The organism is Paenibacillus sp. S25 (assembly GCF_019454085.1).
In the GTDB taxonomy this organism is placed as follows: Bacteria; Bacillota; Bacilli; order Paenibacillales; family Paenibacillaceae; genus Paenibacillus; species Paenibacillus polymyxa_B.
Window position 1 is genome coordinate 3,138,699 of record NZ_CP073683.1, and the last position, 17,936, is coordinate 3,156,634.

The window sequence follows — 17,936 nt, forward strand, 5'->3', positions numbered from 1 at the left end:
CTACTCTACCTGCCTTTCCCCCATCTTGTTTTTTATGGTTTTACGCGGTTCCAGCTCACTGGATCGCTTAATGCCAATGACCTGCGCATTCGTTCGCCACAGTTGGCTATACCCTTCGTTGTTTCGCTCCCATTGTGACAACGAGAAAAATTTAATTTCCGCTATCGTTTTGTCTGTATCATCCAAAATGAAGCGCAAATAGCTGTCCTTCTTCGAAACTTTCGGATCAATCGTCACCTTGCCATGCAGCTCTTTCGGTAATCTGAAGTAGACCTGTTCATTAGAATCACGATACTGCTGCTGTTTAAAAATCGTCCCTTTCGCCCCGTCCCACTGATAGAACGACACAAAATATGGAACTTCATCCAGCGGCTTGTTACTCCAACCTTTTGGCTTCTCCAAATTACCAAATTCCAGAATACCGTCACCATCCACATCACCACTGGCGATGGTCGCATCCTTGAAGGTGACATCCATAAGATTAAGCTTCCTGAGCTTGCCGTGATCCATCACAATGACATTGGAGACGGTAGTGGTCTGGGCAATTTTGGTGTCTATAACAATACCCTGCCTACCCTCGGCTACCTTGCCAGCAACGACATTATAGACACCTAAGACCTGACTGTCCAAATCCAACGATCCGATTTCCTTAAAGGTTCCCCCACTGAATTGAAACGTTTTAACTGTAAAGAATTCATTACGTCGCAGCGTGATTATCGTCAAATCATTCAAATTATCCCCGTTCAAGTCCATCTTGTTATGGTTAAAATCATCTACGACGAAATCCGTATAACCTGTAGCATATATTTTCTCCAGAGTTCCTCCGGTATAGGAATACACGATGAGTCCCTTCTGATCTCCGCCATCGCCACTATCTCCGCTGGAAAAACCCGCTACAATATCGAGTGTTCCATCATTCGTTAAATCCACGAGCTTAAATGACTCCAGCACAGTGCCTTCCCCATCAAACGTCAGCTTCTTTACCCACGTTCCGCCCTGATCTTCAAACAAAGCACCATGTATTTTTACGCTCTCATCTGGCGTTTCATAAAAGAGCACTGCTTCGTCTGTGCCATCATTGTTCAGATCACCCGTCCGAATTGGCGTCGGGTCATCTGGGTCATTCGGCCTTAAAGGCTGTACCGCCCCTAGTTGCGTATTCACTGCACCGTTCAACTGCTGTTTCTCGTCAGACATCGTCGGTGTCTCCATCAGCGAAATGGGATCGCTAATAACATTACAGCCGCTTAAAAATCCAGCAAGGAGCAGCAAGGAACAGCAGCCAGTGACCATTCTCAACAGCATTATTTTCACTTCTCTTGCCGTCCCCTTCACAATTTGTTCTTTTCTGCTTGTGTCAATCGTCTTCCCTGAATATCAAACACCAATTCACCATCATTCAACCCCCATATACGGGAAGCAAAGCGTTCAGCCATTTCCAGTGGCAATACAGTAATGATCGTCACCCGCTCGTCAGAACACAGCTTGCGAAAGGTCTCCAATACATGCGCTGCCGAAGCTGGATCAAGTCCATTTACAGGCTCATCAGCTAAAATAACTTTAGCTCCGTGCACGAGAGCACGCGCAGTCGCTACCCGCTGCCGCTCGCCACCGCTGAGCTTGTCGCATTTATCATGCGCCTTGTCCAGCAAACCCAGATCCTCCAGTACGTCCATCGCTCCCATGTAATCGTCGGAACGCACCATACCGGTCACCATTCTCCACATTGGAGTTTGGCCAGATCTGCCAATGAGCACATTTTTAAGAGCGGTCCGATTCATATTTAGATGCGGGTTTTGCTCCAGGTATGCCCATTCCCGCTTTATTTTCATCTTGCCCGTCCACCCGGATTTCAGCACATCATTGCCACCTACAATTAAACTGCCTTCATCCCATGGCTCAAGTAAAGCAAGACAGCGAAGCAGCGTCGTTTTGCCGCTTCCACTCGGCCCTACTATGGCAATGAATTCGCCCTGATGAATTTCAGCATCAATTCCTCGAAGTAGCTGGGTCCGTTCAGGCCCCACTTGCTTGGTCAGCTTCCGAATTTTAATCATCTAAGTGATTCCCCTTTGCGTGCCATCAATACTGTTTATATTTTATAGTAAATGTGAAACAAATACCATGCAAACCGCAGTTTTAAACCGCCGGTACTCTTTTTCTGGAAAACAGACCTAACAATCCGAAAACAACGTAACTACCTCCAAGGACAAGAAACATGCTGCCTTGAGTTCCAAAGTCCAGCAATCCTCCGCTAATATTAGGTCCGATCACACTTCCCAGATTAAAATGAAAGGATGCCAGTACATTCGCGGCTGCTAAAAATGATTTGGGCAGCAGATCAGCAGCATAGGCCAAACCGAGGGAGAAAAAGGAGCCTACTAAACCACCTGCTAGAGTCAGCATTATCAAAGTGAACATAAAATGATTACCGCTCCATGGTAGAAACATAAAGGTCATTCCCCCTGCTATACCTACGCTCATTAGCACCTTTTTACGTCCCCAACGGTCACTCAATATCCCTAGCGGCAGCTGCAGCACTAACCCTCCCAAACTGACGAACGGCAGCAAGGCGGCGATTTCATCGGTATGAAAGCCAATACGTAGGCCATAGACTGGAAAGTTACTATTCAGGCTCGCTTCCATATAGCCGTATAAAAATGCAGGCAAAAGAGCGTACCATGCCCAGCTGTAACTGCGACGAAATCTTTGAGTGGGACGTGCCTCGGACTCCAGCTTCTCCGGTCTGGAGTCCGGCAGCTTAATTAACACCAACAGCAAAACAAGCAAGCACAATAAGGCCAACGCAGCGAATGGAACCAGCATTCCATAATCGAGTAGCCATAATCCCAATGGTCCTAAAGCAAACCCCAGACCGTATGACATACCATAAAAGGAAATGTTGCGGCCTCGCTTCTCTGCTGGAGTCACCAGCAATATCCATAGCTGCGCAGAGTAGTGCAGTGCACTGTCACCAATACCTACTAGCAGACGCAGTACGAACCATACCCGAATATCAGGGATTAGCGGGAACAGCAGCAGCGTAATGAGCACTAGCACAAGCCCTCCGGCCATCAGCTTTTTGAACCCCAACCAGCCCAACGTCCGTTCTGCCACCAACGTCATTGCGAATGAACCAATATACAGGGCAGCCGCATTCATTCCGTTTAGTGAAGATGAAACTCCCATTTGTTCCAACGAGATAGACAGAATAGGTAATAATAAACCTTGGCATAATCCGGCAACAATAATAACAGCAATTAAAATAAAATAGTGAACCCGTAACGACGACGACATCCTAGCTCCTCCTGATCGAACAAATAAAATAATTAAAATCAATGTTACGAAATGATTTGCATTTGATTCCATAATCAATAATAATTCTTATCACTATGTATTCCATGCCGTCCTGCAAAACCGGCAAATCACATACAAATTCAGGCGTAATTAGTGTATTAAAGAATAGAAGAAAAAAATCGCCATCTGAGATGACGATTTTACGGAAAGAGCTTGTCTGGTATGTATCCGACTCCTTCGGTTAAGGAGCCTCGTATGTTCAATCCGAACCCATTCACGTCACAACGCACTATTTCATATTATAGTGGACAATCCCTGGCAGAACAAGCCATAATAAATAAGTGAGCAATTATTAAAATGCTCATGTTTTGCTTATGGACGGGCTTAATTACGTTCACCGCTCTGGGCTAGAAGACAGAATAGGAGGCATTGGGTTCCATGAGTTATCAAATTAAAATAGACACTTCTCCAATTTATGAATTGCTCGGCAGCTTCATGGCCTATGTGACTAAAAAGTGGGTCCAAGATATGGACTTGGGCCATGAATGGATCGACAAGGTGGATGCACGACTACAACTTGAAGTTCGTACTGAGCTTGCTACAGCTCAGGATTGCCCTTTTAGCGATTATGACGCACTCTATGCCTGGGCGTTACTTCGACCGGAATCGGATGAAATATCTGATTATATCTCTTATTTGGATCACGGTCCGGATAAAGATATGTTTGAGCTGCTCGTTCCGCATATCCCTTTTTTAACCTTTGAAGAATCTTTACGCATTCGTAAGGTATACGCACCACTCCTCAAATTGTGGGATCGTGATTATTTTCGGGCCTTGGAAGGCGAACTACGTGTGTTGGCAGAAGAAGACGCTGCGGAAAAGCGCATGCTACTGAGTAAAATGGAGCCGGAAGCACTGGTTGAGTATGCGACAGCTGGACTAGTCGTGCCACACATGGAAGACCTGGATACAGTAGTCCTATTTCCGGTTGTCCATAATCGCCCGATTAATTCATACTGTTTTTATACCCGCACATTGCTGATCCAGTATCCGGTTGATATCCCCGAGGAGAGCGAGGAAGAACCGCCTACGCTTCTGCTACGGCTCACTCGTGCGGTCAATGATCCGCAGCGGCTGCGAATTCTGCGTTATGTAGCTCAAGGTCCTAAGTCTCTCGAAGATATGCGCCATGATTTGAGCCGTTTGGAAGATACACTCATGTCTGATATGATGATTTTACGAGTGGCTGGTCTGCTCCGTATTCACATCGGACGTTATCATAAGGAAAAATTCAGCATCCGTCCCGATGGCGCGGCTGATTTACAGGTATTTTTGGAATCCTATATTGGATTGTAATTTGAATTGTACTTTTAGTTATAACCAAAGCAGCGTTAAAGCTTTGGCTGGGAAGGAGTATGCATCATGTCGTATCCGAAGCAGCACATTTTATTTGATCTTGATGACACCTTAGTCCACTGCAACAAGTATTTTGACCTTATCCTCAACCACTTTTTCGATTTGCTTCAGGAATGGTTTGCAACTCATAATCTAACGAAAAATACGATTCGTGAAAAACAAATCGAAATTGATGTGGCTGGAGTTCATCAAGTGGGCTTTGCCAGCGAGCATTTTCCACAATCTCTGATAGATACGTACCAATTTTTCTCGGAACAATTCGGACGCCGTCTCGATTTTCGGGAAGAGCAGGAGCTTCGCTCTCTTGGCCGAAGTGTGTACGAACAGGAAATCGAACCGTATCCAGGCATGGTTGAAACGTTGAACTCCCTCCAAAAAGCAGGGCATTCCCTTCATCTTTATACTGGCGGTGAGCAGATCATTCAAGAAAGAAAGATTGAACAAATGAAACTGGCTACCTACTTTGATGACCGCATCTACATTCGCCAGCATAAAAATGTCGAAGCACTAGAAGAAATCATCCAGATGAATCGCTTGGACCGAAGCATCACCTGGATGATCGGGAATTCTCTGCGCACTGATGTATCTCCAGCCCTTGCCGCAGGTATTCATGCTGTATATCTCAAACAGCCTAAGGAATGGATTTACAATATGGTTGAATTGCAAAAAAACGTGAACTCCGTGATGTATACGATACAGAAGCTAACGGAAGTACCACGGGTTATCCACGAAAGCATACAATTGCATCAACAAAAAAGGACCCTCGGATAGGGTCCCTTTTTTGTTTTTAAAATGTTATTCAACCTTTGATTCAGCCAAAATAGTGTCTAAATCCTGTCTCAGGATTCCTCTCGAACGCTAAGTTGTCCTGTACCTGGTTCATTCAGAACAATTCGCGCTTTGACGGTCGATCCATCTTTACGCTTAAAAGACAACAATTGCGTCTGTCCTTTCGTCAACAGAGATTTGAGCATCGTTTCGGTAATCTGCTTTCCAGCATATTCCTTCCAGACGACAAAGCCACAGCCCTGCTTGTAGTGGCTGCACCCATACCCTTTGCGGCCTTCTATAATGCTTCCGCTGCAATTAGAGCGTGGGCAGCTACCCAAAGCTTGCCTTTGGCTCACTGAAATGCCTGAGGCTCCATCGGAAGAGCTGCGTGCAGCGGAACCTGCTGTTCCCACAGCACGACTTGCTGGTGCTGCTGCCTGCTCCAGCGTTGCGCTTCCAGCGCTGCCACCGCGTCCTGATGTAGCAGGCCCTCCCCCTTTGGCGGCGGTGCCTCCACTCGCGCGTACATTACGTGCGCCTTCTTTTCCAGCTGCACGTTTCCCCCTTGCTTCCTCGCCAAAGGCATTTGCCGGAGCCGGTGGCTGCTGCCTCACCTTGTCAATGATGGACAACGTAAATCTTTTAACGTTATCCATAAACTTCTCTTGAGCCGCCTCTCCCTTGGAAATTTGGTGTAGACGACGTTCCCATTGACCAGTCATCTCCGGCGAGGCTAATAGATCAACCCCAGCATGACGGATCAGGTCAATAGCCATCTTTCCCTTTTCCGTAATAAGAATCTTTTTGCCCTTCATTTCAATATAGCCAACCTTTTTCAATCGTTCAATTGTGGCGGCCCGCGTCGCAGGTGTGCCTAAACCGGCGTCCTTCATGACCTCACGCAATTCCTCATTCTCCATCTGTTTGCCCGCGCTTTCCATCGCCTTAAGCAATGTACCCTCTGTGTAGCTTTTAGGGGGCTGAGTCGCCTTTTCTTTCATCTCAGCGCGAACACAATCAACGGGACGAACCGCATCAATCTCAAACTTCTTATCCGTCCACTCGTCCGTTTCCTCTTCATCCTCTTTTTTCGGTGATTTGCTCTTTTTACCTTTATCCTGATCAGCCTTACTCAAAACCACTTTCCATCCCAAGGAAAGAAGCTCTTTGATATTTGTTTTAAACAGATGCTTGTCCACCTGTGTCATTACGGTATGCATTTTGTATTCAGCAGGCGGAAAAAAATGTGACAAAAACCTGCGAATAACCAGGTCATATACATTTTGCTCCTCCTTGCTTAGCGTTCCTGGCCTTTTTAACGTCGGCAGAATAGCATGGTGATCCTCAACACGAGATGGATTGCAGACCGATTTATTCTGTTTATGGACCAAATTCGGGTTGGCTTGTTGGACCAGATCAGCATAAGGACCTGTCCCCAGCATCCGTAGCGCCTTGTGCATGCCGTCTATATTTTGCTCTGTCACATAGTTAGAATTGGTACGCGGATAGGAAATGACCTTGTGACGCTCATAAAGCGCTTGTGCCACATCCAGTGTTTTTTTGGCCGAATAACCATACTTGGCATTCGCCTCGCGTTGAAGCAGCGTTAAATCGTACAATTTAAAAGGATACTCTTTTGTCTGCTTGGTATCATATTTGGTGATTTTACCTGTTTTTCCGCGAACGGCCGCAGCGATCGCCTCAGCTTCCTCTGGCTTCGTCAACCGATCCCCCTGCCACGCACCTTTGTACTTGATCTGATCTTGCTTAAATTCAGCCCACACATCATAGAAGGTTTGAGACTGAAATGCCTCAATTTCCTTTTCCCGGTCATGAATCAGTGCCAGCACGGGAGTCTGCACCCTTCCTACCGACAGCAGTGTGTTATGTCGTGTTGTGAACGCTCTGGAAGCATTCATTCCGATCAGCCAGTCCGCTTCACTTCGTGCCCTCGCAGCTTGAGTCAGAAATTCAAACTCCGAAGCATCTCGCAATCGTTCAAAGCCTGTCGCAATACTTTCCGCTGTCAAATCTGAAATCCACAGTCGTTTAACTGGCTGATGCAACTTCAATTGCTGTTGAATCAACGCGAAAATATATTGCCCTTCCCGTCCAGCATCACAAGCATTTACGATGGCATTGCAGCGTTTAGCCAGTTCACCAATCATTTTCAGCTGATCTTTTGTTTTCGGATTCGGTACAATTTTGAACTGCTCAGGGATAATAGGAAGATCCTTAATGTTCCATCGTTTGTACTTAGCATCGTATGCATCCGGCTCAGCCAAACCCAACAAATGTCCGATCGCCCAGGTTACAATGTATTTCTCACCTTCCAAATAGGTACGGTTATTTTTAGCCCGCGGCTCCATAACAGCGGCAATCGTCCGTCCCATATCTGGTTTCTCAGCAATAATCAACGTCTTCATTCATACTCCATTCCTTCCTGACGGCCTTCTGTTTCTCCTCCATGAATCATACATATACATGGAATGTTAATGAAAACACAGGTATCCCGGCCTCATGCAAAAGGAGCCTTCTCCCGACGAAAGCTCCTTTGTAAATTCATTTAGTCAAACGCTTCAACAATATACGTGTATTATACCATAGATACCACGCTTCTCTCAGGTCATGATTTTAAACAGTCAACTAAAGTTATGTATATGTTAATTTATATTACATAAGTATCGGATTTTAACTAATTTTCTTGTGAATTAATTCTTTTTTCTATAAAAAAGCTACACTAAACACCCTTTTTTATGTTATGATCAATATATATAAGAAATATATGGTGAGATAATTAAATTTAAGTTATATTAACTAACATAAATTTCACAATGTTTCAAAGCTTAATAATCATTTATTCATTTTTCGCTTCTGACAGACTCAGCTTGAAATACAATAAAGCCCCATCCGAAGATGGAGCTTTGACTGATCCGTTACATAAAATTTTTAATTATACCAAAACGGTAGCGCCCATGAGGTATTTATCAACCTCTCGTGCAGCTTCGCGACCTTCATTAATAGCCCACACGACAAGACTTTGTCCGCGACGCATATCGCCTGCTGCAAAAACCTTATCCACATTGGTAACATATTTCCCATAACGTGCTTTAACGTTGGAGCGACGATCCGTCTCCAAACCAATTTGTTCTACAATCGTTTGCTCAGGACCATCAAATCCAATGGCAATAAGAGCAATTTGTGCAGGGAATACGCGCTCCGTACCTGGAATCGGTTGATAGATTTTGCGGCCTGTTTCATCAACAATCCGTTGAATTTGAATGGTGTGTAGCTCTTTCAAATTACCGTTCTCATCACCTACAAATTTGGTCGTCATGATGGAGAACTCACGTGGATCTTCTCCGAACAGCGCCTTCGCTTCTTCCTGTGCATAATCGAGAGAATACACGTTTGGAAATTGTGGCCAAGGATTGGCAATCGGGTCACGCTCCATAGGCGCTTTGGTGTGAGTGCCAAATTGAGTGACACTCCGACAACCATGACGCAAAGAAGTAGCTACACAGTCCGAACCCGTATCACCACCACCGATTACAATAACGTCCTTACCTTGGGAGGACAAATAGTTGCCATCTTCCAGGTTGGAATCCAAGTAACTTTTGATGGTACCATTCAGATAGTCCATCGCATAATGAACACCCTTCAAATCGCTACCTTCAATGTTGAATTCTCTTGGCTTCGTAGAACCACCACATAGGACAACCGCATCATATTCAGCAATCAACTGATCGGTAGGGATATCTTTGCCGATCTCCGTATTTGTGATGAATTGAATACCTTCAGCCTCCAGCAAATCCACACGCCGCTGAACAACCTTCTTATCTAATTTCATAGACGGTATTCCATACATCAATAATCCACCCACACGATCAGCACGCTCATACACAGTCACGTTGTGCCCTGCTTTGTTAAGCTGAGCAGCTGTAGCCAAACCTGCTGGACCCGAACCAACAACAGCCACACGTTTGCCTGTACGCTTTTCTGGCGGATTAGGAACGACCCAACCTTCCTCAAAGCCTTTTTCGATAATAGCTTCCTCAATGGTTTTAATTGTAACCGACTGTCCGATCAGGCCGACTGTACACGAACCTTCACATGGCGCAGGACAGACACGGCCTGTGAATTCCGGGAAGTTATTCGTTTTGTGCAGCCGCTCTAGCGCTTCCTTCCACAAACCACGATATACGAGATTGTTCCATTCCGGAATGAGATTATGAACCGGGCAGCCTAAAGTTGCTCCCATGATATCCATCCCCGTATGACAATAAGGAGTTCCGCAGTCCATACAACGCGCCCCTTGGGTACGCAGCTCTTCTTCAGACATATGCTTATGGAATTCTTCCCAATCCTTTATACGCTCTGCCGGGTCCCGGTCTGTAGGAAGCTGTCGTGTGTATTCCATAAATCCAGTTGGTGTAGACATGTTACGTTCCCCCATCTCTTCGCTTATGAACCCCGATCATCCATTCAGAATTCAAGTCAAATTCGAATTTGTCTGTTTGTATTATGAAAGGGTCTGTTCTCGTTGAATTTGATTTATTGTATCACAATACAGCGTAAAAGTGATGAAAACTTATGCAACTTTCTGCATCAACAGCCAAAAGGATTTTTTATATGGTTTATTAATTTTTCAAATGAGTGGGGTCGGATACAGTCTATTCTTATTCTGTTCTCTCGTAAACAACAAAACGATACTCATAGGGATTTTTGTCATCCTTGATACCCGGGGTCTCACTGACTATATTCCAGCCGTTCCAACCCAGCTCAGGGAAGGTTGTATCGCCTTCAAAAGTCTCCTCAATCCGAGTCACAATCAGCCGATCAGCATGTGGCCAAAACAGTGAATAAATCTCTGCTCCTCCAATGACCATTAACTCCTCCTGCTTTGCTAATTGGAGCCCTTCTTCCAGTGAATGAATTACTTCCGCACCTTCTGCCTGATAGCGCTGATCTCGAGTCAAGACGACGTTACGTCGGTTTGGCAGGCTTTTTCCTCCAAAGGATTCCCACGTCTTGCGTCCCATGAGTACCGTTTTATTAATCGTCTGCTCTTTGAAAAAGGCCATGTCTCTAGGGAGGCGCCAGGGAAGTTTATTATCCCGGCCAATCACACCATTTTGTGCCATAGCCCATATCATTGAAATGCCCATTTTTCCACCTCCTCTAATCAGATGGCGACAGGCGCCTTAATCCCTGGATGATACTCGTAATTTTCAAAAGCAAAATCGTCGTAGGTATAATCAAAAATCGAATCCGGCTTGCGCAGAATTTTCAGCTGAGGCAACGGATAAGGATCACGTTCCAACTGCGTATGCACTTGTTGCATATGATTTGAATAAATATGCACATCGCCGCCTGACCAAATAAATTCGCCAGGCTCCAAACCGCACTGCTGTGCAACCATATGCGTTAGCAATGCATAACTTGCGATATTGAACGGCAACCCTAAAAAGGTATCCACAGAACGCATCGTTAGCATACAGGAAAGCTTCCCTCCAGCTACATAGAACTGAAATACAAAATGACATGGCGGCAACTTCATCGATTCGATTTCAGCAACATTCCAAGCACTGACGATGTGTCGACGTGAATCCGGATTATTTTTAATAGCCTCAATGACATTCGCAATTTGGTCAATATGTTGTCCATCTGTTGTTTCCCACGAGCGCCATTGTGATCCATATACAGGCCCCAGATTGCCCTGCTCATCCGCCCATTCATCCCAAATGGTAACTCCGTTCTCCTTGAGATAAGAAATGTTGGTATCTCCCCGCAAAAACCATAACAGCTCATGAATAACGGATTTCAAATGTACTCTTTTGGTGGTCACCAAGGGGAAGCCCTTGGCCAGATCAAAACGGAGTTGTCTTCCGAAAACAGATAGTGTACCCGTTCCTGTACGATCCTCTTTTTTTACTCCATTCTCTAAAATATCCTCCAGCAGTTCCAAATAGTTACGCACGTTATCCCTCTCCTTTGAGCATGAATAAAAACCTGGCATCGCCAGATTCTAATCTTTAAAATTCTTTTTCTGCACCAATATCTATATTTAGTTTATCATGTACGGTGCTTCATTGACCATGTACTGTGTGAATTTTCATGGTAGTCCTGAAAATCCTAAAGTTTGAAAAAAAAGAGACAAAGAGCGCAGATATAGCGCTCCTTGCCTCTCTTTGTCATGTATGAAAACCAAAAACGAGATAATGAAAAATGGTATTAGCGACGTGGTGCCAATGCGTGGATCGGATGACCCAGCACGACTTCCGCTGCTTCCATAACGATTTCGCCCAATGTAGGGTGAGCATGAATAGTCAAGGAGATATCTTCGAGTGTAGCACCCATTTCAATCGCCAGACCCAGCTCAGCAATAAGGTTGGAAGCTTCCAGACCTACGATTTGCGTACCCAGTACCAGACCTGTGTCAGCGTCAGCTACGATTTTCACAAAACCTTCAGCAGCGTTCAGGGAAACCGCACGACCGTTTGCTCCATAAGAGAACTTGCCAACTTTGACATTGTAGCCTTTTTCTTTGGCTTGTGTCTCTGTGTAGCCTACACTGGAGCATTCTGGATCTGTGAAAACGACAGCCGGCATACACTTGTAATCAACTACAGACGGCTCGCCTGCGATTGCTTCAGCAGCTACTTTACCTTCGTAAGAAGCTTTGTGCGCCAGAGCAAGACCAGCTACGATATCGCCGATTGCAAAGATGTGAGGAATGCTAGTACGTCCTTGGTGGTCAACTTTCACCATTCCGCGCTCATCCAGTTCTAGGCCGATCAGATCCAGACCCAGTTCACCGTCAGTGTTTGGACGACGTCCAACAGTTACAAGCAGATAATCAGCAGTTACTTCTTTGCTTTCGCCGTTAACGGAGAATTTCACTGTTACGTCTTTATCTGTTTGCTCTGCACTTTCCGCTTTAGCGCCAGTGAAGATTTCGATGCCAGTTTTCTTCATGCTTTTCGCAACGATTGAAGTCATATCTTTGTCGAAACCAGGAAGTACTGTATCCATACCTTCAATAATCGTTACTTTGGAACCGAATTTGGAGTACATTTGTCCAAGCTCTGCACCAATGTATCCACCACCGATTACGATCAGGCTTTTCGGAATTTCAGGCAGGTTCAATGCTTCTGTAGAAGACAGAATGCGTCCGCCAAATGGGAATGGTTTCAGTTCGATTGGACGGGAACCTGTTGCGATAATTGCATTTTTAAAACGGTAACGTGGTGATTCATGTTCGTTGAATACACGCGCTTCGTTTTCGTTGATGAACATGCACTCACCATTAAAAACTTCAACTTTGTTGCCTTTGAGCAAGCCACTTACGCCGCCTGTCATTTTCTTAACAACACCGTTTTTAAATTCTTGTGTTTTAGCAAAGTCTACTTTTACGTTCTCAGCCGTAATACCGAAAGACTCGCCATGTTTAGCTGCTTCGTATTGATGAGCTGCTGAGATCAAAGCTTTGGATGGAATACATCCACGGTTCAAACAGACACCGCCCAGCTCAGATTTGTCAACGATCAATACGCTTTGTCCCAATTGTGCGGCACGGATGGCAGCTACATAGCCGCCAGGACCCGCACCGATAACCAATGTGTCAATATCCAGAGAAGCGTCTCCTACTACCATTGATTACACCTCCATAACAAGCAACTCAGGGTTAGCGAGCAGCTGTTTGATATAGTTCATGAAGTTTTGAGCAGTTGCACCGTCAATAATACGGTGGTCAAAGCTCAAGGAAAGAGCCATTACTGGAGCAGCTACAATTTCACCGTTTTTCACGACTGCTTTTTCACTGATGCGGCCAGTACCCAAAATCGCAACTTCAGGGAAGTTAATGATTGGAGTAAAGAACATACCGCCTGCGGAACCGATGTTAGTGATGGAGATTGTGCTCCCTCTCATCTCATTCGCAGCCAATTTTCCATCACGACCGCGCACAGCCAGATCACGAATGGAATCAGCAATCATCCAGATACTCTTACGATCAGCATCTTTGATAACAGGAACGATCAAGCCGTTGTCTGTATCTGTAGCGATACCGATGTTGTAGTATTTTTTGTAGACAATTTCGTTTGCTTCTTCGTCGATTGTGGCATTCAGAGCCGGGAATTGACGGGAAGCAGCAACCAAAGCTTTTACGATGAATGGCAGGTATGTTACTTTTGTGCCTTTCTTCTCAGCAATTGGTTTGATACGAGTACGGAAAGCAACCAATTCAGTTACATCTACTTCATCCATAATCGTAACGTGCGGAGCCGTATAAGCCGATTTAACCATAGCATTGGAAATAGCTTTGCGGATACCTTTAAATGGTACGCGCTCTTCCTCAGCACGTGGATCTGCTGCTGGTGCAGATGGTGTTGCAGCTTTCGCTTCTTTCTTAGCAGGCTCTTGTGCTTTTGCAGCTTCTTTCGCTACTGGTGCAGCCGCTTGACCTCCACCATTTTTGAAAGCTTCTACATCTTCTTTGGTGATTTTACCATTTTTGCCGGAGCCACTCACTTGAGCGATGTTTACACCTTGCTCACGAGCAAATTTGCGGACGCTAGGTGTAGCCAGTACGTCTTTGTTAGAAGCAGCAGGTGTTGCAGCTGGTTTTGTGTTAGCTCCGCCTTTTGCAGCATCCTCTTCTTGTTTCACAGCAGCTGGTGCTTCTTCTTGTTCAGGAAGTTCACCTTCTGCAGCGATTACAGCCACAACTTGACCTACATTAAAGATGTCGCCGTCTTTGGCAAATACTTCTTGAACCGTACCATTGACTGGACACGGAACTTCAACTACTGCCTTATCGTTCTGTACTTCCATGATGATATCTTCATCTGTTACTTTATCGCCGGGCTTGATGTGAATCTTGATGATTTCGCCTTCGTGAAGACCTTCACCCAGCTCTGGGAATTTATATTCAAATCTAGCTGTACCTGCAGCTCCACCTTGTGCAGCAGCAATTGGTTCAGGGCTAGCAGCTGGTGCTTCTGGTGCATCTTCTTGTTCAGGAAGTTCACCTTCTGCATCAATTACAGCTACGACTTGACCTACGTTAAAGATGTCGCCGTCTTTGGCAAATACTTCTTGTACTGTACCATTAACCGGACAAGGAACTTCAACTACTGCCTTATCATTTTGTACTTCCATGATGATATCTTCATCTGTTACTTTGTCGCCGGGCTTGATGTGAATCTTGATGATTTCGCCTTCGTGAAGACCTTCACCTAGCTCCGGGAATTTATATTCAAATTTAGCCACGTTTAAAACCTCCCAAATTTACGGTGTGCTTTAATTAAAATTCCAATACTTTATTAACCGCATCAATGATACGTGTTGGCGTTGGCAACCAAGTATCTTCAATTTGAGCAAAAGGATAAACGGTATCCGGACCTGCTACACGCAGAACGGGTGCTTCCAGATGCAGGATTGCTTTTTCGTTAATTTGTGCAATAACTTCAGCAGCTACACCGGAGCTCTTTTGCGCTTCTTGAACAACGATGGCACGATTGGTTTTTTGAATAGAAGCAACAACGGTATCAATGTCAATCGGGCTAATGGTACGCAAATCAATGATTTCTACTTTGATACCTTTTGTTTTTTCCAGCTCATCAGCAGCTTTAATCGAAGTGTGTACCATCATACCGTAAGTAATGATCGTCACATCGGAACCTTCACGAACTACATTAGCTTTGCCCAGTTCAACTGTGTAATCATTCTCAGGAACTTCAGCGCGGAATGCATGATACAGGTTCAAATGCTCCATGAAAAATACTGGATCATTATCGCGAATAGACGCGATCATAAGACCTTTTGCATCGTAAGGGTTGGAAGGAACAACAACCTTGATACCAGGTGTTTGAGCCAGAAGACCTTCCAAAGAATCTGTATGCAGCTCGGCTGCCTTAACACCGCCACCAAAAGGTGTACGGAATACGATTGGAGAATTGTAACGTCCACCGGAACGGTAACGCATACGGGATGCTTGAATTGCCATTTGATCGAGTGCTTCAAAGATAAAGCCTACGAACTGGATTTCAGCTACAGGGCGGAAGCCTTGAATACCCAGACCCACAGCAAGACCCCCGATTGCGGATTCCGCCAGCGGAGTATCGAATACACGTTCTTCGCCAAATTCTTTTTGCAGACCTTCTGTAGCGCGGAATACGCCACCTACATGACCTACGTCTTCACCGAAAAGCAGGACGTTAGGGTCGCGTTTCAACTCTACGCGCAGTGCGTCACGAATCGCTTCTTTCATGTTCATTTGTGCCATTTGCTTCATTTCCTCCTTAAACATTGACAGATCAATTTCAGTTCAGGTCAATCGAAAAGCAGACCGGATCGGGTTACCGCCCGGTCTCTTTTAAGTTCAATTATTTAAAATCAGCTTTTTGTTCTTCCAAGTGCTTAGGCGTTGTTTCGAACATGCTATCAATCAGGCCAGGAATTGTCATTTTCTCTGTTTTCTCGGCTTTTTTGATCTCTTCGTTCACTTTTGCCTTAGCTTCTTCTTTTACGCGAGCTGTATCTTCTTCAGTCCAAAGACCTTTTTTCTCAAGGTATTTCGCAAAGCGAGCAATTGGATCTTTCGCATTCCATTCGCCTTCTTCTTCTTTAGAACGATATTTTGTTGCATCATCAGAAAGGGAATGCGGACGGAAACGGTACGTTACGGCTTCAATCAAAGTAGCACCTTCGCCATTACGTCCACGTTCTGCAGCTTCTTGAACGGCTTTAATAACTGCAAGCACGTCCATGCCGTCAATTTTCACGCCTTTAATACCAGCAGCTACTGCTTTATGAGCGATCGAAAGAGCAGCCGTTTGTTTTGAGAATGGAGTCGTGATCGCGTAACCATTGTTTTGCACAAAGAAAATAACTGGCAACTTGTATACACCAGCATAGTTCAGGCCTTCGTAGAAATCACCTTCGGAAGAACCGCCGTCACCTGTATATGTAATGGCGACTTGTTTTTGCTTTTTCAGTTTGTAACCCATAGCAATACCCATAGCATGCAAAATTTGCGCGCCAATGATGATTTGCGGCATCAGTACATTAACACCGTCCGGCACTTGGCCGCCGTGTTGATGACCACGGGAATACAAGAAAGCTTGGTATAATGGCAGGCCATGCCAAACGATTTGCGGAATATCGCGGTAGCCTGGAGCAATAAAGTCTTCTTTTTGGAGCGCATATTCGCTACCAATCATGGTTGCTTCTTGTCCGGATACCGGAGCGTAGAAACCGAGACGTCCTTGACGGCCTAAGTTAACGGCACGGTCGTCCCAAGTACGTGTAAATACCATTCGATACATAATTTCTTTCAATTGATCATCTGTAAGTTTAGGCAACATATCTTTATTGATAATTTCACCATCCGGAGAAAGTACGGACAGCGCCTCAACTTCCTCTGTGTAAACTTCATAAGGAACCTTGCTCATTTTCTTCACCTCAACAAAAAAATTTGAATATCAAGTTCCGCTGTTATAGGATTATTATACACCTGTTATATCGCTCGCGTCAAAGATTTAGTTATTTTTTTTGAGTTTGCCACATTTTTGTGTGTGTAACAGGGTATGTTTTTTACTATAACAGCTTAGTACATGATTGAAATTTTAAACATCTATTGCAATCAGGGTAATCTTAACTTATTGTGATCCCGAATGCAAAATAATACCCAAGAAAGGTGACGAAAAATGACGGATTCTCGGTATTTAAAACGAACCATCCTTAAAGACGAAGTAGACAGCCGCTTTCTTGGAGAGACCAGGACTCTCCGGATTTATTTGCCGCCCGGCTATAATGAAATATTGAGCTACCCGGTCGTATACTGTCAGGACGGAGAAGAATTTTTCAATTTTGGCCGCATTGCAACTCACGCCAACCGCCTCATTTTAGATGAGGGCGTCGAACCCTTCATTATTGTAGGAGTGGAAGTGAATACCAAAATCAGAACTCAGGAGTATGCTCCCTTTGGCAATCGTTTTGAGGCGTATACCGCCTGTTTTGCAGAAGAGATTATTCCCTATGTAGAGCAAAAGTATCCTATAAGAAAAGATGCAGCGTCCCGCATTTTGGCGGGGGATTCACTGGGAGGCAGTGTGTCTCTGCATTTGGCTTTGATGTATCCTCAGCTGTTCAACCGCATTATCAGCCTCTCAGGTGCTTACTATGAAGCTTCTCAGGAAATCATCGCCCGCGAGAAAGATCTGTCTCATTTGCGGGTGTGGATGACGGTTGGCCTTCAGGAAGATGCATTTGAGAGTGATACTGGCATTTACAACTTTGTAGAGCTTAACCGTCAATGCGCAGATTTGCTGCGCAAACGGAACGCTGAAGTTTCTTACCGTGAAAAGGATGGCAAACATTTGTGGGGCTTTTGGCAAAACGAGTTGCCTGACGCGCTAATGTATTTTTTGGATCGCGCCTGAGTAAAT

General features: G+C 45.0%; 14 protein-coding genes. 3 read left to right on the top strand and 11 right to left on the bottom strand.

Annotated features, from left to right (window positions below; genetic code table 11):
* The 3 genes from KAI37_RS13400 to KAI37_RS13410 all read right to left on the bottom strand — a co-directional run bounded on the left by KAI37_RS13400 (position 1) and on the right by KAI37_RS13410 (position 3,297).
* Positions 1 to 1,335, bottom strand: a complete 1,335-nt coding sequence (locus KAI37_RS13400; RefSeq protein ID WP_071641093.1) for a hypothetical protein — start codon at positions 1,333 to 1,335, stop codon at positions 1 to 3.
* Positions 1,332 to 2,057, bottom strand: a complete 726-nt coding sequence (locus tag KAI37_RS13405) for a phosphonate ABC transporter ATP-binding protein (RefSeq protein ID WP_023988962.1) — start codon at positions 2,055 to 2,057, stop codon at positions 1,332 to 1,334. The genes KAI37_RS13400 and KAI37_RS13405 overlap by 4 nt, the downstream gene beginning before the upstream one ends.
* 82 nt (positions 2,058 to 2,139) lie before the next feature.
* Positions 2,140 to 3,297, bottom strand: a complete 1,158-nt coding sequence (locus KAI37_RS13410; protein ID WP_076293610.1) for an MFS transporter — start codon at positions 3,295 to 3,297, stop codon at positions 2,140 to 2,142.
* Positions 3,298 to 3,735: 438 nt separating this feature from the next.
* On the opposite strand from KAI37_RS13410, the gene KAI37_RS13415 reads away from it, so the two are divergent.
* The gene (locus KAI37_RS13415) at positions 3,736 to 4,653 is read left to right on the top strand and encodes an ArsR family transcriptional regulator (protein ID WP_076293609.1); all 918 of its coding nucleotides are present in this window, start codon (positions 3,736 to 3,738) and stop codon (positions 4,651 to 4,653) included.
* Between the two features lie 66 nt (positions 4,654 to 4,719).
* Positions 4,720 to 5,484, top strand: coding sequence for an HAD family hydrolase (locus KAI37_RS13420; protein WP_013310503.1), 765 nt, complete (start codon positions 4,720 to 4,722; stop codon positions 5,482 to 5,484).
* Positions 5,485 to 5,552: 68 nt separating this feature from the next.
* On the opposite strand, the gene KAI37_RS13425 is transcribed toward KAI37_RS13420, so the two are convergent.
* From KAI37_RS13425 to pdhA, 8 genes are all read right to left on the bottom strand, one after another.
* Entirely contained in the window at positions 5,553 to 7,910 is a 2,358-nt protein-coding gene (locus KAI37_RS13425) for a type IA DNA topoisomerase (RefSeq protein WP_220029589.1), read from the bottom strand.
* 527 nt (positions 7,911 to 8,437) lie between these two features.
* Positions 8,438 to 9,925: a glutamate synthase subunit beta gene (locus KAI37_RS13430; RefSeq protein WP_220029590.1), complete on the bottom strand. Its 1,488-nt coding sequence runs from the start codon at positions 9,923 to 9,925 to the stop codon at positions 8,438 to 8,440.
* A gap of 238 nt (positions 9,926 to 10,163) precedes the next feature.
* Complete coding sequence (locus tag KAI37_RS13435; protein ID WP_023988968.1) at positions 10,164 to 10,652, bottom strand: dihydrofolate reductase; 489 nt, start codon at positions 10,650 to 10,652, stop codon at positions 10,164 to 10,166.
* Positions 10,653 to 10,669: 17 nt separating this feature from the next.
* Entirely contained in the window at positions 10,670 to 11,464 is a 795-nt protein-coding gene (gene thyA, locus KAI37_RS13440) for a thymidylate synthase (protein ID WP_013310507.1), read from the bottom strand.
* Between the two features lie 254 nt (positions 11,465 to 11,718).
* Positions 11,719 to 13,140, bottom strand: coding sequence for a dihydrolipoyl dehydrogenase (gene lpdA, locus KAI37_RS13445; protein ID WP_023988970.1), 1,422 nt, complete (start codon positions 13,138 to 13,140; stop codon positions 11,719 to 11,721).
* Positions 13,141 to 13,143: 3 nt separating this feature from the next.
* The gene (locus KAI37_RS13450; protein WP_220029591.1) at positions 13,144 to 14,757 is read right to left on the bottom strand and encodes a 2-oxo acid dehydrogenase subunit E2; all 1,614 of its coding nucleotides are present in this window, start codon (positions 14,755 to 14,757) and stop codon (positions 13,144 to 13,146) included.
* 34 nt (positions 14,758 to 14,791) lie between these two features.
* Positions 14,792 to 15,772 carry an alpha-ketoacid dehydrogenase subunit beta gene (locus KAI37_RS13455; protein ID WP_013310510.1) on the bottom strand — a complete coding sequence of 327 codons (981 nt, stop codon included), beginning with the start codon at positions 15,770 to 15,772 and terminating at the stop codon, positions 14,792 to 14,794.
* 100 nt (positions 15,773 to 15,872) lie between these two features.
* Positions 15,873 to 16,940: a pyruvate dehydrogenase (acetyl-transferring) E1 component subunit alpha gene (gene pdhA, locus KAI37_RS13460; protein WP_013310511.1), complete on the bottom strand. Its 1,068-nt coding sequence runs from the start codon at positions 16,938 to 16,940 to the stop codon at positions 15,873 to 15,875.
* 255 nt (positions 16,941 to 17,195) lie between these two features.
* Here pdhA and KAI37_RS13465 point away from each other — a divergent pair, with 255 nt between their 5' ends.
* The gene (locus tag KAI37_RS13465; RefSeq protein WP_220029592.1) at positions 17,196 to 17,930 is read left to right on the top strand and encodes an alpha/beta hydrolase; all 735 of its coding nucleotides are present in this window, start codon (positions 17,196 to 17,198) and stop codon (positions 17,928 to 17,930) included.
* Positions 17,931 to 17,936: the final 6 nt, after the last annotated feature.

Coding starts and splice junctions, on each gene's coding strand:
- KAI37_RS13405 (WP_023988962.1), bottom strand. CDS start 2,057: ATGATTAAAATTCGGAAGCTGACCAAGCAAGTGGGGCCTGAACGGACC.
- KAI37_RS13410 (WP_076293610.1), bottom strand. CDS start 3,297: ATGTCGTCGTCGTTACGGGTTCACTATTTTATTTTAATTGCTGTTATT.
- KAI37_RS13415 (WP_076293609.1), top strand. CDS start 3,736: ATGAGTTATCAAATTAAAATAGACACTTCTCCAATTTATGAATTGCTC.
- KAI37_RS13420 (WP_013310503.1), top strand. CDS start 4,720: ATGTCGTATCCGAAGCAGCACATTTTATTTGATCTTGATGACACCTTA.
- KAI37_RS13425 (WP_220029589.1), bottom strand. CDS start 7,910: ATGAAGACGTTGATTATTGCTGAGAAACCAGATATGGGACGGACGATT.
- KAI37_RS13430 (WP_220029590.1), bottom strand. CDS start 9,925: ATGTCTACACCAACTGGATTTATGGAATACACACGACAGCTTCCTACA.
- KAI37_RS13435 (WP_023988968.1), bottom strand. CDS start 10,652: ATGGGCATTTCAATGATATGGGCTATGGCACAAAATGGTGTGATTGGC.
- lpdA (WP_023988970.1), bottom strand. CDS start 13,140: ATGGTAGTAGGAGACGCTTCTCTGGATATTGACACATTGGTTATCGGT.
- KAI37_RS13455 (WP_013310510.1), bottom strand. CDS start 15,772: ATGGCACAAATGAACATGAAAGAAGCGATTCGTGACGCACTGCGCGTA.
- pdhA (WP_013310511.1), bottom strand. CDS start 16,940: ATGAGCAAGGTTCCTTATGAAGTTTACACAGAGGAAGTTGAGGCGCTG.
- KAI37_RS13465 (WP_220029592.1), top strand. CDS start 17,196: ATGACGGATTCTCGGTATTTAAAACGAACCATCCTTAAAGACGAAGTA.